This window comes from Klebsiella sp. 141240, from assembly GCF_050600805.1.
Lineage (GTDB): Bacteria > Pseudomonadota > Gammaproteobacteria > Enterobacterales > Enterobacteriaceae > Klebsiella > Klebsiella aerogenes.
The window spans coordinates 349,611-366,056 of sequence record NZ_JAQIRK010000004.1 but is presented as its reverse complement, the minus strand read 5'-3'; the positions used below and the strand labels follow the sequence as shown (position 1 = coordinate 366,056).

Here is a 16,446-nt window from a genome sequence, read left to right as displayed (position 1 = left end):
TTTCCCAGGTGTTGCAATGTTGAGCATTGTATACAGGGTGTGTATAGGCAAACGTTTACGTATCGATAATCAGACGATCAGGTCAAGGTCTGGAGTGAGAAGTAATGGCAACTATTAAAGATGTAGCGAAACGCGCAAACGTTTCCACTACAACTGTATCACATGTGATTAACAAAACCCGTTTCGTGGCGGAAGAGACGCGCAATGCGGTGTGGGCGGCAATTAAAGAACTCCACTATTCGCCAAGCGCCGTGGCTCGCAGCCTGAAAGTCAATCACACTAAATCGATCGGTTTGCTGGCCACCAGCAGCGAAGCGGCCTATTTCGCTGAAATTATCGAATCCGTAGAAAAGAGCTGCTTCCAGAAAGGCTATACCCTGATTCTGGGCAACGCCTGGAACGATCCGGAAAAACAGCGCGCCTACTTGTCTATGATGGCGCAAAAGCGCGTCGACGGCCTGCTGGTGATGTGTTCCGAGTACCCGGAGTCCGTACTCAGCATGCTGGAAGAGTATCGTCATATTCCGATGGTGGTGATGGACTGGGGCGAAGCCAAGGCGGACTTTACCGACTCGGTTATCGATAATGCCTTTGAAGGCGGCTATATCGCCGGCCGTTACCTGATTGAACGCGGCCATCGCGAAATTGGCGTTATTCCGGGCCCGCTTGAACGCAACACCGGCGCCGGACGCCTGGCAGGCTTCATGCAGGCAATGAAAGAAGCGCATATCAATGTGCCGGAAAACTGGATTGTGCAGGGCGACTTTGAACCGGAATCCGGCTACCGCGCCATGCAGCAGATCCTTAATCAGCAGCATCGCCCAACCGCCGTGTTCTGCGGCGGCGACATCATGGCGATGGGCGCTATCTGCGCCGCCGACGAAATGGGCCTGCGCGTGCCGCAGGACATTTCGCTGATCGGGTATGATAACGTGCGTAACGCCCGCTACTTCAGCCCGGCGCTGACCACCATTCACCAGCCGAAGGACTCGCTCGGGGAAGCGGCATTCAATATGCTGCTCGATCGTATCGTTAATAAACGTGAAGAGTCGCAGTCCATCGAGGTGCATCCACGTCTTATCGAGCGCCGCTCGGTAGCCGACGGCCCGTTCGTCGATTATCGCCGCTAACGCCCTCCTCCGGCGCCGGTTATTCCGGCGCCCGCAGCCACTCCCGATTCAACGTTTCGCTGTCGCCAAGATAGTCAAGCAGCCAGCTTAAAGCGGGTGAAGCATCGCTTTGTTGCCAGGTCAGGCAGCAGGCAGCATCCGGGAATGGGTTTTCCAACGTCAAGGCCGTCCACTCCCCGCTATCGATATGCGGGCGGGCGAAATGGCCGGGCACCATCCCGACGCATAATCCCGCAGAAAGACAGGTGGCTGAAGATTCCCAGTCCGGCACCACCACCCGCTTCTGGTTATCCAGCAGCCAGGTTGTGCGCTTCGGCAACGAGCGCGAGGTATCTTCGCGCACCAGGGACGGCCAGTTGCGCAACACATCATCGCTGAGCAGCCCATCCATCTGCGCCAGCGGATGGCTACTGGCAACGACACAGTGCCAGTTCAGCATCCCCATATCGCGGAAAGCGTAACGCCCGCCCACCGGAATCGAACGCGTCGCGCCGATAGCTAATTCTACCCGCCCATCGGCTAACGCATCCCAGACGCCGTTGAAAACTTCCTGAAAAACGATCAGTTCGACATCGCTAAAATGGCGATAAAAATCAACGATCATCTGGCGCATACGCGCGGGTTTAACGATATCGTCCACCGCGATGGACAACTGACCACGCCAGCCGTTAGCAATCTGCTGGCACTGCTGGCGGGTGATCTGCATTTTTTTGATAACAGAACGCCCTTCCTGCAAAAACCAGTGCCCGGCGGGGGTTAGTTCAACATCACGGTGGCGGCGTTCAAACAGCGGAACCGCAAGCCACTCCTCCAGTTGTCGCACCGTATAGCTCACCGCCGAAGGTACGCGGTGCAACTCCTGCGCCGCGGCGCTGAAACTTCCGTTACGCGCTACAGCATCAACCACTTCTAAGGAATATTCAGACCACATATTCTGCCTGCAAAATTTTTGAATGCATGTGACAAATAATAGCGTTTCACAAGGTGGATTACACTCCCTACACTCTGCGGCATCGTACCTGCATCAGTAGAAAGAGAACGTTATGCAACAACCTGGGAAAGGATTTTTAGTGTGGCTGGGCGGCCTGAGCGTGCTTGGCTTTCTGGCCACCGACATGTATCTACCGGCTTTTGCCGCCATTCAGCAAGACCTCAACACCTCTGCCGCATCGGTTAGCGCCAGCCTGAGCTTATTCCTCGCGGGCTTCGCGCTCGGCCAGCTGTTCTGGGGGCCGTTGTCGGACCGCTATGGCCGAAAACCGATTCTGCTCGCCGGGCTGGCTATCTTCGCTCTTGGCTGTCTTGGGATGCTGTGGGTACGCGACGCGACGCTGATGCTGGTACTGCGTTTTATCCAGGCGATTGGCGTATGCGCCGCCGCGGTGACCTGGCAGGCGATGGTGACCGACTACTATCCAGCCCAGCGCACCAACCGCATTTTCGCGACGATCATGCCGCTGGTCGGGCTCTCTCCGGCGCTGGCGCCGTTACTCGGCAGCTGGCTGTTAGTTCATCTGGAATGGCAGGCTATTTTCGCCACCCTGTTCGCTATCACCTTACTGTTGATGCTGCCGGCTTTTCGTCTGAAGGCGGTGGTAAAACCTGCTGGCGAAACGCCGCAAAAACTCACCTTTATGGCCCTGCTGCGTTCACGTGAATATAGCGGTAACGTGCTCATTTATGCGGCGTGTTCCGCCAGCTTCTTCGCCTGGCTCACCGGCTCGCCGTTTATCCTTCATGAAATGGGTTATGGCCCAACGGTGATTGGTCTCAGCTACGTGCCGCAAACTATTGCCTTCCTGATCGGCGGTTACGGCTGCCGCGCGGCGCTGCAAAAATGGCAGGGTCATCAGATGCTGCCCTGGCTGCTGGTTGTTTTTGCGCTGAGCGTGGCGGCGACCTGGCTTGCCGGAATGCAGGCTCATCCGTCGCTGGTTGCGCTAATGATTCCGTTTTGCATCATGGCGATTGTGAATGGCGGGATTTACCCTATCGTCGTCGCCCAGGCGCTGAAACCTTTTCCACAAGCGACCGGCCGCGCCGCCGCCCTGCAGAATACGCTGCAGCTTGGCCTGTGCTTCCTGGCAAGCCTGCTGGTATCAAGCCTTATCGCCACTCCGCTTCTGACCACCACCAGCGTGATGTTGATTTCCATCGTCCTGGCAGGCATCGGTTTCTGGATGCAGCAACGACGCGTGCAGTTAGTGAACGAATCCTCTCACGCTTGATGATTTTTTAAAGGAAATCCCGGACCAGTCATTAGCCTGCTAATATATTTTTATTGAAAGGCGGTTTTTAGCGGCCTATACTGGATCCGGCATCACATAAATAGAAAGTTTTTTAGATATTAACGGGGGCAGGAAGCAGCCCGTTTCACCATGGAAGGCCTTTCGGCAAGGGTTATCTCCCTTCCTCTGTTCTACGTCGGATAGCACCCTCACGATTTTTTCGTGAGATTTCTCACAAAGCCAAAAAAGCGTCTACGCTGTTTTAAGGTTCTGATCACTTGGGCGTGATGGAGAAGCTATGAGTTCATCGTGTATAGAAGAAGTAAGTGTACCAAACGATGATTGGTACCGGATTGCAGCTGAATTATTGGGCCGTGCCGGAATTGAAATCAATGGTTCCGCACCCTCCGATATCCGGGTAAAAAACCCGCTCTTTTTTAAACGTGTGTTACAGGAAGGGTCTCTCGGATTAGGCGAAAGCTATATGGACGGCTGGTGGGAATGCGAACGCCTGGATATATTCTTTCACAAGGTATTGCGCGCCGGGCTGGATAAGCAACTCCCCCACCATTTCAAAGATACGCTACGTATCGCTGGCGCTCGCCTGTTCAATCTGCAAAGTAAAAAACGCGCCTGGATTGTGGGTAAAGAACACTACGATTTAGGCAACGACCTTTTCCACCGCATGCTCGATCCCTATATGCAATATTCCTGCGGATACTGGAAAGAGGCCGAAAATCTGGAGCAGGCGCAGCAGGATAAATTAGATCTTATTTGTCGCAAACTGCAGCTTGAACCGGGAATGAAAGTGCTGGATATCGGTTGCGGTTGGGGCGGACTGGCCTATTACATGGCCAAAAACTATAATGTCAGCGTGACGGGCGTGACCATTTCGGCCGAACAACAAAAAATGGCGCAGGAGCGCTGTGCAGGATTAGATGTCAATATTCTGCTGCAGGACTATCGCGATCTCCATGAGAGTTTTGACCGTATCGTCTCCGTCGGGATGTTCGAGCACGTGGGGCCTAAAAATTACGCCACTTATTTTGAAGTTGTCGATCGTAATTTAAAACCAAACGGTCGTTTTCTGCTGCACACCATCGGCTCAAAAATTACCGATCACAACGTCGACCCGTGGATTAATAAATATATCTTCCCTAACGGTTGCCTGCCGTCGGTACGCCATATTGCCGATGCCAGCGAGAAGCATTTTGTGATGGAAGATTGGCATAACTTTGGCGCCGATTACGACACTACTTTGATGGCCTGGTACGAGCGTTTTCTTGCCAGTTGGCCGGATATTGCCGATAACTATTCAGACCGTTTCAAACGCATGTTTACCTATTATCTGAATGCCTGCGCCGGTGCCTTCCGCGCCCGCGATATTCAGCTCTGGCAGGTCGTCTTCTCGCGCGGTGTTGAACACGGCCTGCGCGTAGCCCGCTAGACTCGCAAAAAAGCCCCCGCAGAAATACGCTTCTACGGGGGCTTTTTTGATTATTCCTCGGCGTTTTTTTGCGCCGCTTCTTTTGCCGCCAGCACGCGCTCCACGGTATCCACGACCGCCTGAGTCTGCGGATCGATTTCGATATTCACTTTATCGCCGAGTTTTTTCACGCCAAGCGTCGTGCGCTGCAGCGTTTCCGGAATCAAGTGCACGCAGAAACGAGTCGGGGTCACTTCGCCAACCGTCAGGCTAATACCGTCGACGCCAATGAACCCTTTATACAGGATATATTTCATCAACGCCGGGTCCTGCACCTTAAACCAAATCTGGCGATTATTTTCCGAGGTGAGGATTTTAACGACCTCGGCGGTGGTCATAATATGGCCCGACATCAAATGACCGCCAATTTCATCACTGAATTTCGCCGCTCGCTCAACGTTGACCATATCACCTTCATGGATAGCGCCAAGATTAGTGATACGCAGCGTCTCTTTCATCAAATCAAAGCTGATTCGCGGGCCGTCAATTTCGGTAACGGTCAGGCAACAGCCATTGTGCGCCACCGAAGCACCGGTCTCCAGGCCGTCGAGCATATGCGCCGGCAGCTCCACCACGTGGGTGCGGAAATTCGGTTTCTCATCGATGGACACCACTTTCGCAGTCCCCTGTACAATACCAGTAAACATACTTTGCTCCTGTTGAGAATCGTGACGGTATCATTACCGTTATATATACGCGGAACAATAACAGTTGACCAAACAGGTTGCCAGCGCGCATCGTGCCCCCACCATTTTTTCACTGGCTTAATGGCTAATCCTCGCTACAATAGACTGGAAATTCCTCCTGTATTTTCTTCTTGCTGCCATTTAAGGCGGCTTTTTTAGTCTCAAAATAACAACAATATAAAGGTGTTCACGTGCAGAAGTACTTTATAGAAGCGCGTCAGTTATTAGCATTGGCTATCCCGGTCATTCTGGCGCAGGTCGCCCAGACGGCGATGGGCTTTGTCGATACGGTGATGGCCGGCGGCTACAGCGCAACCGATATGGCCGCCGTGGCTATCGGCACCTCGATCTGGCTACCGGCCATCCTGTTTGGCCACGGTCTGCTGCTGGCGCTAACGCCGGTTATCGCCCAACTCAATGGCTCCGGTCGCCGCGATCGTATCGCCCAGCAGGTACGCCAGGGCTTTTGGCTGGCGGGTTTTGTCTCCGTACTGGTGATGGTGGTGCTGTGGAACGCAGGCTATATCATCAGCTCGATGCACAACATCGACCCACAGCTTGCCGACAAAGCGGTGGGGTATCTGCGTGCGCTGCTATGGGGCGCGCCGGGCTATCTGTTCTTCCAGGTCGCGCGTAACCAGTGCGAAGGGCTGGCAAAAACCAAGCCCGGAATGGTGATGGGGTTTATCGGCCTGCTGGTCAACATTCCAGTGAACTACATTTTTATCTATGGTCATTTCGGTATGCCGGAACTTGGCGGCATCGGCTGCGGCGTCGCGACCGCCTCGGTCTACTGGGTCATGTTTGCCAGCATGCTGGCCTGGGTGCGCCGCGCGCGCTCAATGCGCGATATCCGCTGCGCTGAGCGTTTCAGTAAACCTGATTTTTCGGTATTAAAACGGCTGGTACAGTTAGGCCTGCCGATCGCGCTGGCGCTGTTTTTTGAAGTCACGCTGTTCGCGGTTGTGGCGCTGCTGGTTTCGCCATTGGGGATTATCGATGTCGCAGGGCATCAAATCGCCCTTAACTTCAGTTCGCTGATGTTCGTTCTGCCACTCTCACTGGCGGCGGCGGTGACCATCCGCGTTGGCTTTCGCCTCGGCCAGGGCTCGACGCTGGATGCCCAGACTTCAGCGCGTACCGGCGTCGGCGTGGGCGTCTGCATGGCGATGATCACCGCGATTTTCACGATCCTGATGCGTAAGCAGATTGCCCTGCTTTACAACGATAACCCGGAGGTCGTGTTACTGGCCTCACAGCTGATGCTGCTGGCGGCGATTTATCAGATTTCCGACTCCATCCAGGTGATCGGCAGCGGTATTCTGCGCGGTTATAAAGATACCCGGTCGATCTTCTTTATTACCTTTACCGCTTACTGGGTGCTAGGCCTGCCAAGCGGTTATCTGCTGGCGCTGACCGATATTGTGGTGCCGCGGATGGGGCCTGCGGGATTCTGGTGCGGATTTATCATCGGCCTGACCTCCGCTGCCATCATGATGATGCTGCGCATGCGCTTCCTGCAGCGTCAGCCGTCAAGCGTGATCCTGCAGCGCGCCGCGCGCTAACCAGAAACGCTAAAGAAAAGGGCAAGCCGATAAAACGGTTTGCCCTTTAATAGCGCTACTTCGCAAGCCATTTGCGCTGCGGCGGCGTATAGCGATGGAATGCGGTTAAAATCTCCTGTACATCATCGCTAAAAGTCAGCATCTCAGCATAGCGGCGATGCATAAACCCTTCGGCGGCCATTTTTTCCGCCATCGCCTGCAGCGGGTTGTAATAGCCGTTCACGTTCAGGAAAGCACAGGGCTTTTCATGAATACCGAGCTGCGCCCAGGTCCACTGTTCAAAAATCTCTTCCAGCGTTCCGGCTCCACCCGGCATGGCAATGAAGCCGTCCGCCAGCAGCGACATTTTGTTTTTGCGCTCATGCATATTCTCAACGACATGCAGCTCGCTTAATCCGCTATGCGCAATCTCACGCTCCACCAGCCCGCGCGGCATCACGCCAATGACCCGCCCGCCGTGTTCTAATGCAGCGTCTGCCACGGCGCCCATGAGTCCTACTTTACCGCCGCCATATACGAGCTCCACCCCGGCTTGCGCCAGCGCCTTGCCAACCTGTTGCGCGTAAACCTGATAAATCGGGTTTTCCCCGGTAGAAGAACCACAAAAAATGCCAATTGCTTTCATTACTGCGCTCCGTCGTTTATTTGCCGCACACTCTAGCATAAAGTCGGTGAGCGTCTCCCCTGCCAATCCGGGCAGAAAAACGCAACGAAGCTGGAGATTGCTGAAGAAATATCCTTTATCATCAGTAAAATATGGGCGATATGGATAAAAGTTCTGCAAACGCGTCTATTCTGCAAGAAAAGTGACGTTTGCCTCTTGCCACACGGCCTCCCTGCCGTTAATATGCGTCCCCGTTGTCACCACAACATTGCGTTCATAGCTCAGTTGGTTAGAGCACCACCTTGACATGGTGGGGGTCGTTGGTTCGAGTCCAATTGAACGCACCATTCGCGTTTATAGCTCAGTTGGTTAGAGCACCACCTTGACATGGTGGGGGTCGTTGGTTCGAGTCCAATTAAACGCACCATATGCGTCCGTAGCTCAGTTGGTTAGAGCACCACCTTGACATGGTGGGGGTCGGTGGTTCGAGTCCACTCGGACGCACCATTTCAATCGTTATTGATTTGGTGCGCACTTCTCTTCTTTCCTCTTTTTTTATCTATAACGCCATTAGCCGCTGTACCTGAATACTCTCCAGTTTACCCTCCAGAATCGCCAGAAAATCGTCATGATAGGGCATCGCAACGTGCTGTTTCAGATCGTCTTCCGAACGCCAACGCTCAATAAACACAAATGAGATCTTTCCTTGCCGGGAAAGCTGCCTGACATCAGGGATCTCCCGGCTTTCGTGCAGGTCATATTGCAGGCACCCTGCTTCTCTGTGCGTCGGCGGCACCATGGCTAATGCCGCCTCTCTGATGGTATCGATATATTCAGGATGGGGAGTTAGCGTGGCAACAATTTTGACTTCACTCATAAGGTTTCCTCTGGCTCACCGTATTCCCCTGGAGGCTATATCTATCCAGGGCGTGAATTATTCAGCGTAGTGGTGAAGCCAGAATTACGCCAGAGTCCGCGTCAGCGCCCTTTCTCATACACCGTCATGGTAAAGACGACGGGCAACTGACTGAAATTACAATATTCATGTGGCACATCGGTACGTGCTACCGCAGAACACCCTTCAGCCACCTGATATGGGTCATTATTCACCGTCAGGGTGAGTTCTCCCTCGGTCACGTATAGCAGTTCGTAGGTGTCGGCCGGATGCCCCGGTGAACGGAACGATTCGCCAGGCAACATCCGCCACTGCCAGAGTTCAAGCATATCCGGTCCGCTGGTGCCGGCCAGCAGCCTGGCACTGCCGCCCTGCTCGCCGCGCCATAATACCGGAATCGCATCACGGTCGATAAGATGAACCATCGGCTCACTGGCAACGTTGACAAACTCCGCCACCGACACCCCCATCGCCGCAGCGATTTTGCACAACAGCGCGATACTGGGATTCGCCCTACACCCTTCGATATCCACCAGCATCCCTTTACTGACGCCGGCGCGACGGGAAAGCTCGTCGAGAGAGATCTTCTTTTCGCGTCGAAACTGCTTAATACGCCGCGATACCGCCTCATTAATGCGGCTTAGATCGTTACTGTTATCGGTCGTTATATTGACTTTATCATTCATCGGTCGATATTATGCTCTAAATCAGTCATTACAGGATTATGCAATGTCTCACCCATTACCGTCAATTAGCCCACAGTTAGCCGGGATCGCTCCTGGGTTTCGGGCGCTGAGTATTACCGTCAACGCTGCGCCGCTAGGTGATGCTTCTATCGGTGAAGCCGCGCTGGCGTCAGCCTGTCAGGCAGTATTAGCCGGAGAACCCGCATGGGCGGAGGACCATCTCGCGGCATGGTCTACGGTATTCAAAGCGTTTGGCGCTAAACCGAAACGTACGCCCTGTTCCGCAGAGGCGTTGCGTAAACGCGTACTTCGCGATGGCGCCATGCCGGCAATTGACCCGGTCGTTGACCTCTACAATGCCGTCAGCCTGCGGTATGCCGTTCCCGTCGGCGGCGAGAACATCGCCGCCTATTGCGGCGCGCCGCGTCTGGTCATCGCCGACGGCTCTGAGCCCTTTGATACGATGAAGGAAGGCTTAGCCGCCGTTGAATCACCGGAATCGGGAGAAGTCATTTGGCGTGACGATCGCGGCGTGACCTGCCGCCGCTGGAACTGGCGACAGGGTGTTCGTACCCGCCTGAGCGCTCGCGACCCGCAGATGTGGTTTATTCTGGAAAGTCTGCCAGAGATGCCGCTCGAAGCACTGCATGAGGCCGGCCGCATGCTTACCGGGGGGCTGGAGCAGATGATGCCCGGCTTGAGCCACCAGTCCACGCTAATCAGCCTATAAAGTCAGACACAGGAGCAGGTAATGTCACTATTTTTAACCAGTTTTATCTTTGAGAAGAAAGAGTACGACGATGACTTTTATCAACTGGACGGCGAGATCGAGCGCTATACCCAGTCGCTGGAGGGATTTATCGGTATGGAGAGCTATCATGATGCCGCCAGCGGCCGAATCATCAACAACTACTACTGGCGCGACCGAGAGTCTATGGAAATGATGATGAACCATCTGCAACACCAGCAGGCCAAAGCTCAGGGGCAACGCTGGATCGCCGGTTATCAAACCATCGTTGCCGAGATTGAGGGCAGCCATAATATGAACCTGCCCCATCCACTTGCGGAGTATCCACTACGCTATCAAACACAACATCAGTGATTTTGAACAAGATAGGCAAATTGTTTCGATTTTAAACAATCATCATTGGTTCTATTCTTATCACATCGGAGCAACAGCGCTCCTCACCAAACAAAATCTTTAAGGAATATGACCATGAAATCCATCAAAACTTTTGCTGCAGTTACCGTGCTGTCCCTGATGTCATTCGGTGCTTTTGCCCAGAGCGTGACGGCAACCGCTTCAACCCTCGACCGTGCGGAAGCGAAAATTGCCGCCCAGGCTGCCGAGCAAGGCGCGTCTTATAAAATCACCAGCGCCCAGTTCAATAACCGCGTCTATATGACTGCCGAACTGAGCAAATAAAAGTGCGAGTGTGACGCGCCAGGCTTTATTTCTGGCGCGCCGCGCTGCTTTTCAGCTACGACAATGTCGTTGTCCTCTCCACCGATGCTTCAACTACCTGCCACTTGCTCCAGTACCGCCGAGGCCTTTTCCGCTATTTCGGCGCTAACTTTTGTCGCCAGCACGTCAATAAATCCACGCAGCTGCTGCGCCGTCAGCCCGTTGTGTAGGCTAATCGCGTAATGGCTCTTCAGCTGGCTTTCCACGCCTGTTAGTGCGGCCAGCATTGAGATCGTCGCCAGCTCGCGCGTCGACCAATCCAGGACGTCACGCTGGAAGATATCGCCAAACAGATGCGCCTTCAGATAGCAGTCGATGGCTGGCGCAAAATCAAATAGCGGCCCGCTGACCGTCTGCCCTACCAGTTGTGTCTGATTACGGCTACCGGCCTGCAGGCTATCCCAGTTCTCCGGTAACGGGGCCGCTGTCGCACCCTCGTTATCAATAACGCCTCGCGCCTGGCGCTCGGTTATCACCCTCATCAGGCAGGAGAGCGCATTCAGGCTACGCGGAAAGCCGCAGTAGGCGTACAGCTGCACCAGCGTCTCTTTTAATTCATTTATCGTCAGGCCGGTATCCAGCGCGGTCTCCAGCGCCGAGGCCAATTCCTCGATATTGCCTTCAGCGGCCAGGGCGGCAACCGGGATCAGCGCCTGTTGGCGCGCGTTCAATGGGTTTTGCATCGTTTGTTCTCCAAACGGAAAGTGTCGACAGGAGAAGACGATTATAGAAAGTTAGCGGGGGGTTGATTAGCCAGGCAAAAACGAACAGACCTATGAGATGGGTTCATGAATTATTTATAACGATGCACAGGGCTTCCTTGCCCTGGAGGATATTATTCGAAGTAGACTTCCGGGTTTTCCGACAGTGAAACGAAGGTTTTGGTGTCTTTATCCAGTGCGCGAATATCGCCGCTTTCAATATCATAGAACCAGCCGTGCAGACGCAGGGTTTTGTCGCGCAGGCCAACCGCAACCGACGGATGCGTTTTAATGTTGTTCAACTGGGCAATAACGTTTTCCTGCACCATACCGTTCACTTTATCGGTTTCGCTGGCCCAGGTTTTCTTCTCTACCACCGCTTTCGCCGCGTCGGAGTAGCGTAACCAGTGGGAAACGGCAGGCATTGGTTCCAGACACTGGCAGGTGGCGATGGCTTTCATCGCGCCGCAGTTAGAGTGACCGCAAATAACGATATCCGTCACACCGAGGGCGACAACGGCATATTCAATAGTTGCAGACACGCCGCCCGGCTCCGGCCCGAAAGAGGGAACAATATTACCGGCATTACGAATAACGAACAGCTGCCCTGGCTCCTGCTGGGTAACCAGCTCCGGGACCAGGCGGCTATCAGAACAAGAGATGAACAACGCTTTTGGGTTTTGGCTCGACGCCAGGCTGCGGAAGAGCTCTTTGCGTTGCGGGAAAATCTCTTTCTGGAAGTTGAGGAAGCCCTCAATGATATGTTGCATAGCAGTGTCTCTTTTCTCTGTAGTAATTACGATATGACAAAGATCACATTTAGCTAGTGTATCACCGAAGCGCAGAATGGGAATCGTTATTGATAATAGCTGTGCAATAAGCACCCAACCTGCCCGTTGGGTGCTCGCCTCTGTGGGTCTACATAAAGAACTTCACCGCTTGTTGCAAGGTGGTGCCCATTCCCCACAGCAAGGGTATACCGACGGCCAGCCAGCTTAGCGTCAGCAGCAGCGGCGCGGGCGTCGGTTCCCAGCTCAGCTGCGCGTCTTTATTGATAGTATACAGCCCCCTCGCCTGCTGCTGTTGCTCCGCGGTCATGGCATATTTCTGCGGAATCGGCCGAACCAGCTGATTACAAATAAAGCCGATGATAAGCAACCCGGTCAACGCCAGCAGCGTGATGTCATAAATTCTCGCGGGTTCCACGCCTTGCGCCAGCTGGTACTCGCGCAAATAGTTGACCAGCACCGGGCCGCTGATCCCGGCCGCCGACCAGGCAGTCAGCAGACGACCATGGATCGCGCCAACCATTTGTGAGCCAAATACATCGGCAAGATATGCCGGGATGGTCGCGAAACCGCCGCCGTACATAGAGATAATCACGCAGAGCGCACAGACAAAAAACGCCACGTAGCCGCCGTGGTTAATCAACGGCAGTGTGCCGTAAAGGAGGGTTCCCAGAAAGAAGATCAGCGCGAAGGTGGCTTTCCTGCCGCACATATCGGAAACAGAAGCCCAGAAAAAGCGCCCCAGAATATTAAACAGGCTGAGCAGGCCGGTAAATCCCGCCGCCATTGTCGCGATGCGCTTCAGTTGTTCTGCATTGAGTTCCTGCCAGCCCAGATCCAGGGATAGTAGCTTTCCGGCAAAAATCTCCTGCAGCATCGGCGAGGCCATGCCGAGAATGCCAATCCCGGCGGTAACGTTGAGCCACAGCACAAGCCACAGCAGCCAGAATTGCGGGGTACGCCACGCGACGCTGACGTGAACCTGAATAGTTGGCTGTTTGCTGATGGCTTGCTGCGCCTTCGCGCCGCGCGGATGCCAGCCCATTGGCGGCAGACGGTAACCAAAAGTGCCGCAGAGCATGAACAGCGCATAAATCACCGCCAGCGCCAGGATGCTTTGCCATACCCCACTTTCCTGACCATCGGCGAAAAAATTGATTAGCCAATTCGCCAGCGGCGCTCCCACCAGCGCCCCGCCGCCGAAGCCCATGATCGCCATTCCCGCGGCCATCCCTCGCTTATCAGGGAACCAGCGCAACAGCGTTGAGACCGGCGAGATATAGCCAAGCCCCAGGCCAATGCCGCCAATCACGCCGGCGCCCAACCACAGTAGCCACAGCTGATGAAAATAGATTGCCGCGGTCGCCAGCAGCAGGCCGCCGCACCAGCAGAGGGTGGCGACAAAACTCACCAGACGCGGGCCAACCTTCTCCAGCCAGCTTCCCCAGAGCGCCGCGGAGCAGCCGAGAAAAACGAAGAATAGCGTATAGGTCCAGCCGAGCAGGGAAATTTTCCAGTCGCACTGGCGGGTAACCAGTTGCTGCCAGAACGACATATCGACCGGACACTGCAGCGGCGCGCTGCCGCCGATCAGCTGCGACATTGGCAGCCAATAGACGGAAAAGCCGTAGGCCATGCCAATGCACAAATGCACCGCCAGCGCCGCGGGTGGGACCAGCCAGCGGTTAAATCCAGGTTTAGCAATAATGCGGGGCTTAGCAAAAAAACGACTCAACGATGAAACGGGCGGAGTCGCGAGATTCTCATTTATCTGCACCATGTTCCTGTCCTTATCATGTTTGTTTGCCGGCTATCGCAGCAGCCGATGGCAAACGGTAAAGGCAAGAACAATGCCAGCCGCTGAAAAAACGAACAGAAAATGGCGACTGAAGCGAGCAAGCAGAGCGGATAAGGACTGGCGAGATGAAGTTCAAAGGCGTAAAAAAAGAGAAAATCAGCGGTAGTGATTTTCTCTTTTCCGCGTATAAGGGCATTTTCGTTGCCAGATCAATAACGATCGGCGATTTTGATAAACGTTGCTCTCAGAGTGATACGGCTTATCAAACCCCGACCAGCTCATACTTTTTAATTTTGCGATACAGCGTCGCAATGCCGATCCCGAGCTCATCGGCGGCCTGCTTTTTATTGCTATAGCGCGTCAGGGCGTCGCGGATCATCTGTTTTTCCATCTCCTCCAGCGCCGTTCCCCCCTCTTCTTCTTTCGCAACGCTGGCTGGCGCTGCCCGGGTGCTTTCCCGCTCGGTGACTTTGCCGCTGCTGATAAGATTTGGCGGCAGCAGCGAAAGATCAATCACCTCGCCGGAGGGAACCACGTTAACCAGATACTCCATCAGGTTACTCAGCTCGCGAATATTGCCCGGCCAGCGGTAGTTCTTCAGTAAGGCGATGACTTCCGGGGACACGCCGGGATAGACCAGCTCCAGCCTACGGGTGTGCAGATGCAGGAAATAGTGAATCAGCAATTCGATATCATCCTGACGCTCGCGCAGCGGCGGCAGGCGCAGCGGGATGACATTAAGCCGATAGAACAGATCCTCGCGGAATTTCCCTTCGGCAATGAACTGCTCAAGGTTCTGGTTGGTGGCCGAAATAATGCGGATATCGACCGGTACAGGGTGGCTGGCGCCCACCGGCTGAATTTCGCGCGATTCAATCGCCCGCAGCAGCTTGGCCTGCAGGGTTAATGGCATATCACCGATTTCATCAAGAAACAGCGTGCCGTGATTAGCCGCCTGAATCAGACCGGTCTTACCATTGGCCGAGGCCCCGGTAAATGCGCCTTTGACATAGCCAAAGAGCTCGCTCTCCAGTAGCTGCTCGGGGATGGCCGCGCAGTTGATCGCAATGAAAGGCTTCGCCTGTCGGTCGCTCAGCTTATGCACCGCGCGAGCAACCACCTCTTTGCCGGTCCCACTTTCACCGACGATCATCACGCTCGACGGGCTTGGCGCCACGCGGGTAATCAGTTTTTTCAGCTGACGCATTGGCCGACATTCGCCAACCATCTGTTCAATCTGCGGGCCATCCTGCGGTGGCGCCAGATCGGCTGACGAATGCGACTGGTGGAAGGCCATTAAGAACAGCCATTGATCCTGAATAGCGTGCAGCTGACCGATAATCAGTTCTTTCTTATCATCAAATGAAATCACGTGCTGAACATGGCCGCGAATAAAATTTTGCGCAAAAGTCAGCGGACGAAAATGAATAGTTTTGCCAATCATACTGCCGTGATTCGCGCCAAGGATTTTCATCGCCGCCTGATTGGCAAATTTAACTTTTTGATCCTGGCTAACCACCAGCACGCCCTGATCCATGTTTTCAATCATGGTGGAAAACATTTTAAGCATATTGTCTCCCCCACCCTGGTCTTCTAACAGGCGGGAGACAAATATTGAAGAAACGTGGCGTACATAATCTGAGAACTCGTGGAGGTTGTCATTAATGCGCTCCTGCTGTTCGCGAGTTAAGGCGACCAGACTAATAACCCCGACACACTGTTCCTGATAAATCACCGGGGTACCCAGAAATGCCTTCTCTTTACAGTTCTCTTTATTGGTACAACCTTTACACAAGGGATCAAAACGCGAATGAGTTACGACCTTTTCTTTTTTTGTTTCTATTATGTAACGTAAAAGTCGCGAATCTGTATTTAATTTTCGCCCCAGGAATTTACCGTAGGCGCCGGTACCGGCGACCCGGCACAGCGTATTGTCGACAATCTCGACTTCGAGTTGTAACACGCTGGAGAGCATGCGGGCAAAACGTTGAATCGTTGGCTGAATCTGCATTAAAACGGATAGCGAATTGGAGGGAATCATAATTGACCTTTTAATATCAGTAGCCGAAAGAGAATGCTGAAGATCGACTCTTTTTATTCTGCGTTTATCATACTACCGCCGGCCGACCTGAAAAAAGGTGCCAACCCTGCGCTTTTTTACAGCTTAAAGAAAATATGGAAGAGGTATCACATTTTCCTCTCAATATGATAATCCGCAGGTCAAAATTATCATTTTGGTGACAAACTCATCGTCGCAGATCGATATCTACGCTTGTCTGATGGCTCAAATTTAATTTGCCGTAACAACTGGCAAATGAATTTCATTTCCATCAAGTGAGCGTTATAAGCCATTTTTCGTGACCCGCCTCGCATAATTTCCGGCTTTTCTGCTCAGCCACCGCGACTCAATTATA

Annotated in this window: 16 protein-coding genes and 3 tRNA genes; 10 read left to right on the top strand and 9 right to left on the bottom strand. The window is 53.8% G+C overall.

Annotation, left to right across the window (positions count from 1 at the left end):
• The first annotated feature begins 104 nt into the window (after positions 1-104).
• On the top strand, positions 105-1,130 hold the full coding sequence (gene purR / locus PGQ95_RS10275; RefSeq protein ID WP_015366884.1) for an HTH-type transcriptional repressor PurR: 1,026 nt from the start codon (positions 105-107) through the stop codon (positions 1,128-1,130).
• A gap of 19 nt (positions 1,131-1,149) precedes the next feature.
• Here the strand turns inward: purR and punR are convergent, their stop codons facing one another.
• The gene (punR, locus tag PGQ95_RS10270) at positions 1,150-2,061 is read right to left on the bottom strand and encodes a DNA-binding transcriptional activator PunR (RefSeq protein ID WP_430917970.1); all 912 of its coding nucleotides are present in this window, start codon (positions 2,059-2,061) and stop codon (positions 1,150-1,152) included.
• Positions 2,062-2,173: 112 nt separating this feature from the next.
• Here punR and punC point away from each other — a divergent pair, with 112 nt between their 5' ends.
• Positions 2,174-3,358 carry a purine nucleoside transporter PunC gene (gene punC / locus PGQ95_RS10265; RefSeq protein WP_430917968.1) on the top strand — a complete coding sequence of 395 codons (1,185 nt, stop codon included), beginning with the start codon at positions 2,174-2,176 and terminating at the stop codon, positions 3,356-3,358.
• 298 nt (positions 3,359-3,656) lie between these two features.
• Complete coding sequence (gene cfa, locus PGQ95_RS10260) at positions 3,657-4,805, top strand: cyclopropane fatty acyl phospholipid synthase (protein WP_015705219.1); 1,149 nt, start codon at positions 3,657-3,659, stop codon at positions 4,803-4,805.
• A 50-nt stretch (positions 4,806-4,855) separates the two neighbouring features.
• On the opposite strand, the gene PGQ95_RS10255 is transcribed toward cfa, so the two are convergent.
• Complete coding sequence (locus PGQ95_RS10255; RefSeq protein WP_430917966.1) at positions 4,856-5,491, bottom strand: riboflavin synthase subunit alpha; 636 nt, start codon at positions 5,489-5,491, stop codon at positions 4,856-4,858.
• A 230-nt stretch (positions 5,492-5,721) separates the two neighbouring features.
• On the opposite strand from PGQ95_RS10255, the gene mdtK reads away from it, so the two are divergent.
• Positions 5,722-7,095 (top strand): MdtK family multidrug efflux MATE transporter, encoded by a 1,374-nt coding sequence (gene mdtK / locus PGQ95_RS10250; protein WP_087858465.1) that lies wholly within the window; start codon positions 5,722-5,724, stop codon positions 7,093-7,095.
• Between the two features lie 55 nt (positions 7,096-7,150).
• Here mdtK and PGQ95_RS10245 read toward each other — a convergent pair whose 3' ends face one another.
• A complete protein-coding gene (locus PGQ95_RS10245) occupies positions 7,151-7,720 on the bottom strand; it encodes a TIGR00730 family Rossman fold protein (RefSeq protein WP_015366891.1) in 570 nt (189 codons plus the stop codon).
• A 249-nt stretch (positions 7,721-7,969) separates the two neighbouring features.
• Between PGQ95_RS10245 and PGQ95_RS10240 the strand changes: the two genes are divergently transcribed.
• The 3 genes from PGQ95_RS10240 (at position 7,970) to PGQ95_RS10230 (ending at position 8,206) form a co-directional block, all read left to right on the top strand.
• A tRNA-Val gene (locus tag PGQ95_RS10240) sits at positions 7,970-8,046 on the top strand.
• Between the two features lie 3 nt (positions 8,047-8,049).
• A tRNA-Val gene (locus PGQ95_RS10235) sits at positions 8,050-8,126 on the top strand.
• Between the two features lie 3 nt (positions 8,127-8,129).
• Positions 8,130-8,206 (top strand) — tRNA-Val (locus PGQ95_RS10230).
• Between the two features lie 52 nt (positions 8,207-8,258).
• Here PGQ95_RS10230 and PGQ95_RS10225 read toward each other — a convergent pair.
• Positions 8,259-8,576, bottom strand: coding sequence for a putative quinol monooxygenase (locus PGQ95_RS10225; protein WP_271032197.1), 318 nt, complete (start codon positions 8,574-8,576; stop codon positions 8,259-8,261).
• A 101-nt stretch (positions 8,577-8,677) separates the two neighbouring features.
• Positions 8,678-9,280: a cupin domain-containing protein gene (locus tag PGQ95_RS10220; RefSeq protein ID WP_087858464.1), complete on the bottom strand. Its 603-nt coding sequence runs from the start codon at positions 9,278-9,280 to the stop codon at positions 8,678-8,680.
• 43 nt (positions 9,281-9,323) lie between these two features.
• Between PGQ95_RS10220 and PGQ95_RS10215 the strand changes: the two genes are divergently transcribed.
• The 3 genes from PGQ95_RS10215 to PGQ95_RS10205 all read left to right on the top strand — a co-directional run bounded on the left by PGQ95_RS10215 (position 9,324) and on the right by PGQ95_RS10205 (position 10,706).
• The gene (locus PGQ95_RS10215; RefSeq protein WP_430917963.1) at positions 9,324-10,010 is read left to right on the top strand and encodes a B3/B4 domain-containing protein; all 687 of its coding nucleotides are present in this window, start codon (positions 9,324-9,326) and stop codon (positions 10,008-10,010) included.
• Between the two features lie 21 nt (positions 10,011-10,031).
• Positions 10,032-10,382, top strand: coding sequence for an antibiotic biosynthesis monooxygenase family protein (locus PGQ95_RS10210; RefSeq protein WP_430917961.1), 351 nt, complete (start codon positions 10,032-10,034; stop codon positions 10,380-10,382).
• 114 nt (positions 10,383-10,496) lie between these two features.
• Complete coding sequence (locus PGQ95_RS10205; protein ID WP_015366896.1) at positions 10,497-10,706, top strand: YdgH/BhsA/McbA-like domain containing protein; 210 nt, start codon at positions 10,497-10,499, stop codon at positions 10,704-10,706.
• An 89-nt stretch (positions 10,707-10,795) separates the two neighbouring features.
• Here PGQ95_RS10205 and PGQ95_RS10200 read toward each other — a convergent pair whose 3' ends face one another.
• The 4 genes from PGQ95_RS10200 to PGQ95_RS10185 form a co-directional block, all read right to left on the bottom strand.
• On the bottom strand, positions 10,796-11,470 hold the full coding sequence (locus PGQ95_RS10200) for a carboxymuconolactone decarboxylase family protein (RefSeq protein WP_430918058.1): 675 nt from the start codon (positions 11,468-11,470) through the stop codon (positions 10,796-10,798).
• 110 nt (positions 11,471-11,580) lie between these two features.
• Positions 11,581-12,216, bottom strand: a complete 636-nt coding sequence (locus PGQ95_RS10195) for a carbonic anhydrase (protein WP_015366898.1) — start codon at positions 12,214-12,216, stop codon at positions 11,581-11,583.
• 148 nt (positions 12,217-12,364) lie between these two features.
• Positions 12,365-14,014 carry an OFA family MFS transporter gene (locus tag PGQ95_RS10190; protein ID WP_087858461.1) on the bottom strand — a complete coding sequence of 550 codons (1,650 nt, stop codon included), beginning with the start codon at positions 14,012-14,014 and terminating at the stop codon, positions 12,365-12,367.
• A gap of 280 nt (positions 14,015-14,294) precedes the next feature.
• Positions 14,295-16,073, bottom strand: coding sequence for a sigma-54 interaction domain-containing protein (locus tag PGQ95_RS10185; protein WP_087858459.1), 1,779 nt, complete (start codon positions 16,071-16,073; stop codon positions 14,295-14,297).
• Between the last annotated feature and the right edge of the window lie 373 nt (positions 16,074-16,446).

What these genes read in the sequence shown, in the direction of transcription:
- purR (WP_015366884.1), top strand. Translation starts at nt 105, where the DNA reads ATGGCAACTATTAAAGATGTAGCGAAACGCGCAAACGTTTCCACTACA.
- punR (WP_430917970.1), bottom strand. Translation starts at nt 2,061, where the DNA reads ATGTGGTCTGAATATTCCTTAGAAGTGGTTGATGCTGTAGCGCGTAAC.
- punC (WP_430917968.1), top strand. Translation starts at nt 2,174, where the DNA reads ATGCAACAACCTGGGAAAGGATTTTTAGTGTGGCTGGGCGGCCTGAGC.
- cfa (WP_015705219.1), top strand. Translation starts at nt 3,657, where the DNA reads ATGAGTTCATCGTGTATAGAAGAAGTAAGTGTACCAAACGATGATTGG.
- PGQ95_RS10255 (WP_430917966.1), bottom strand. Translation starts at nt 5,491, where the DNA reads ATGTTTACTGGTATTGTACAGGGGACTGCGAAAGTGGTGTCCATCGAT.
- PGQ95_RS10245 (WP_015366891.1), bottom strand. Translation starts at nt 7,720, where the DNA reads ATGAAAGCAATTGGCATTTTTTGTGGTTCTTCTACCGGGGAAAACCCG.
- PGQ95_RS10225 (WP_271032197.1), bottom strand. Translation starts at nt 8,576, where the DNA reads ATGAGTGAAGTCAAAATTGTTGCCACGCTAACTCCCCATCCTGAATAT.
- PGQ95_RS10220 (WP_087858464.1), bottom strand. Translation starts at nt 9,280, where the DNA reads ATGAATGATAAAGTCAATATAACGACCGATAACAGTAACGATCTAAGC.
- PGQ95_RS10215 (WP_430917963.1), top strand. Translation starts at nt 9,324, where the DNA reads ATGTCTCACCCATTACCGTCAATTAGCCCACAGTTAGCCGGGATCGCT.
- PGQ95_RS10210 (WP_430917961.1), top strand. Translation starts at nt 10,032, where the DNA reads ATGTCACTATTTTTAACCAGTTTTATCTTTGAGAAGAAAGAGTACGAC.
- PGQ95_RS10205 (WP_015366896.1), top strand. Translation starts at nt 10,497, where the DNA reads ATGAAATCCATCAAAACTTTTGCTGCAGTTACCGTGCTGTCCCTGATG.
- PGQ95_RS10195 (WP_015366898.1), bottom strand. Translation starts at nt 12,216, where the DNA reads ATGCAACATATCATTGAGGGCTTCCTCAACTTCCAGAAAGAGATTTTC.
- PGQ95_RS10190 (WP_087858461.1), bottom strand. Translation starts at nt 14,014, where the DNA reads ATGGTGCAGATAAATGAGAATCTCGCGACTCCGCCCGTTTCATCGTTG.
- PGQ95_RS10185 (WP_087858459.1), bottom strand. Translation starts at nt 16,073, where the DNA reads ATGATTCCCTCCAATTCGCTATCCGTTTTAATGCAGATTCAGCCAACG.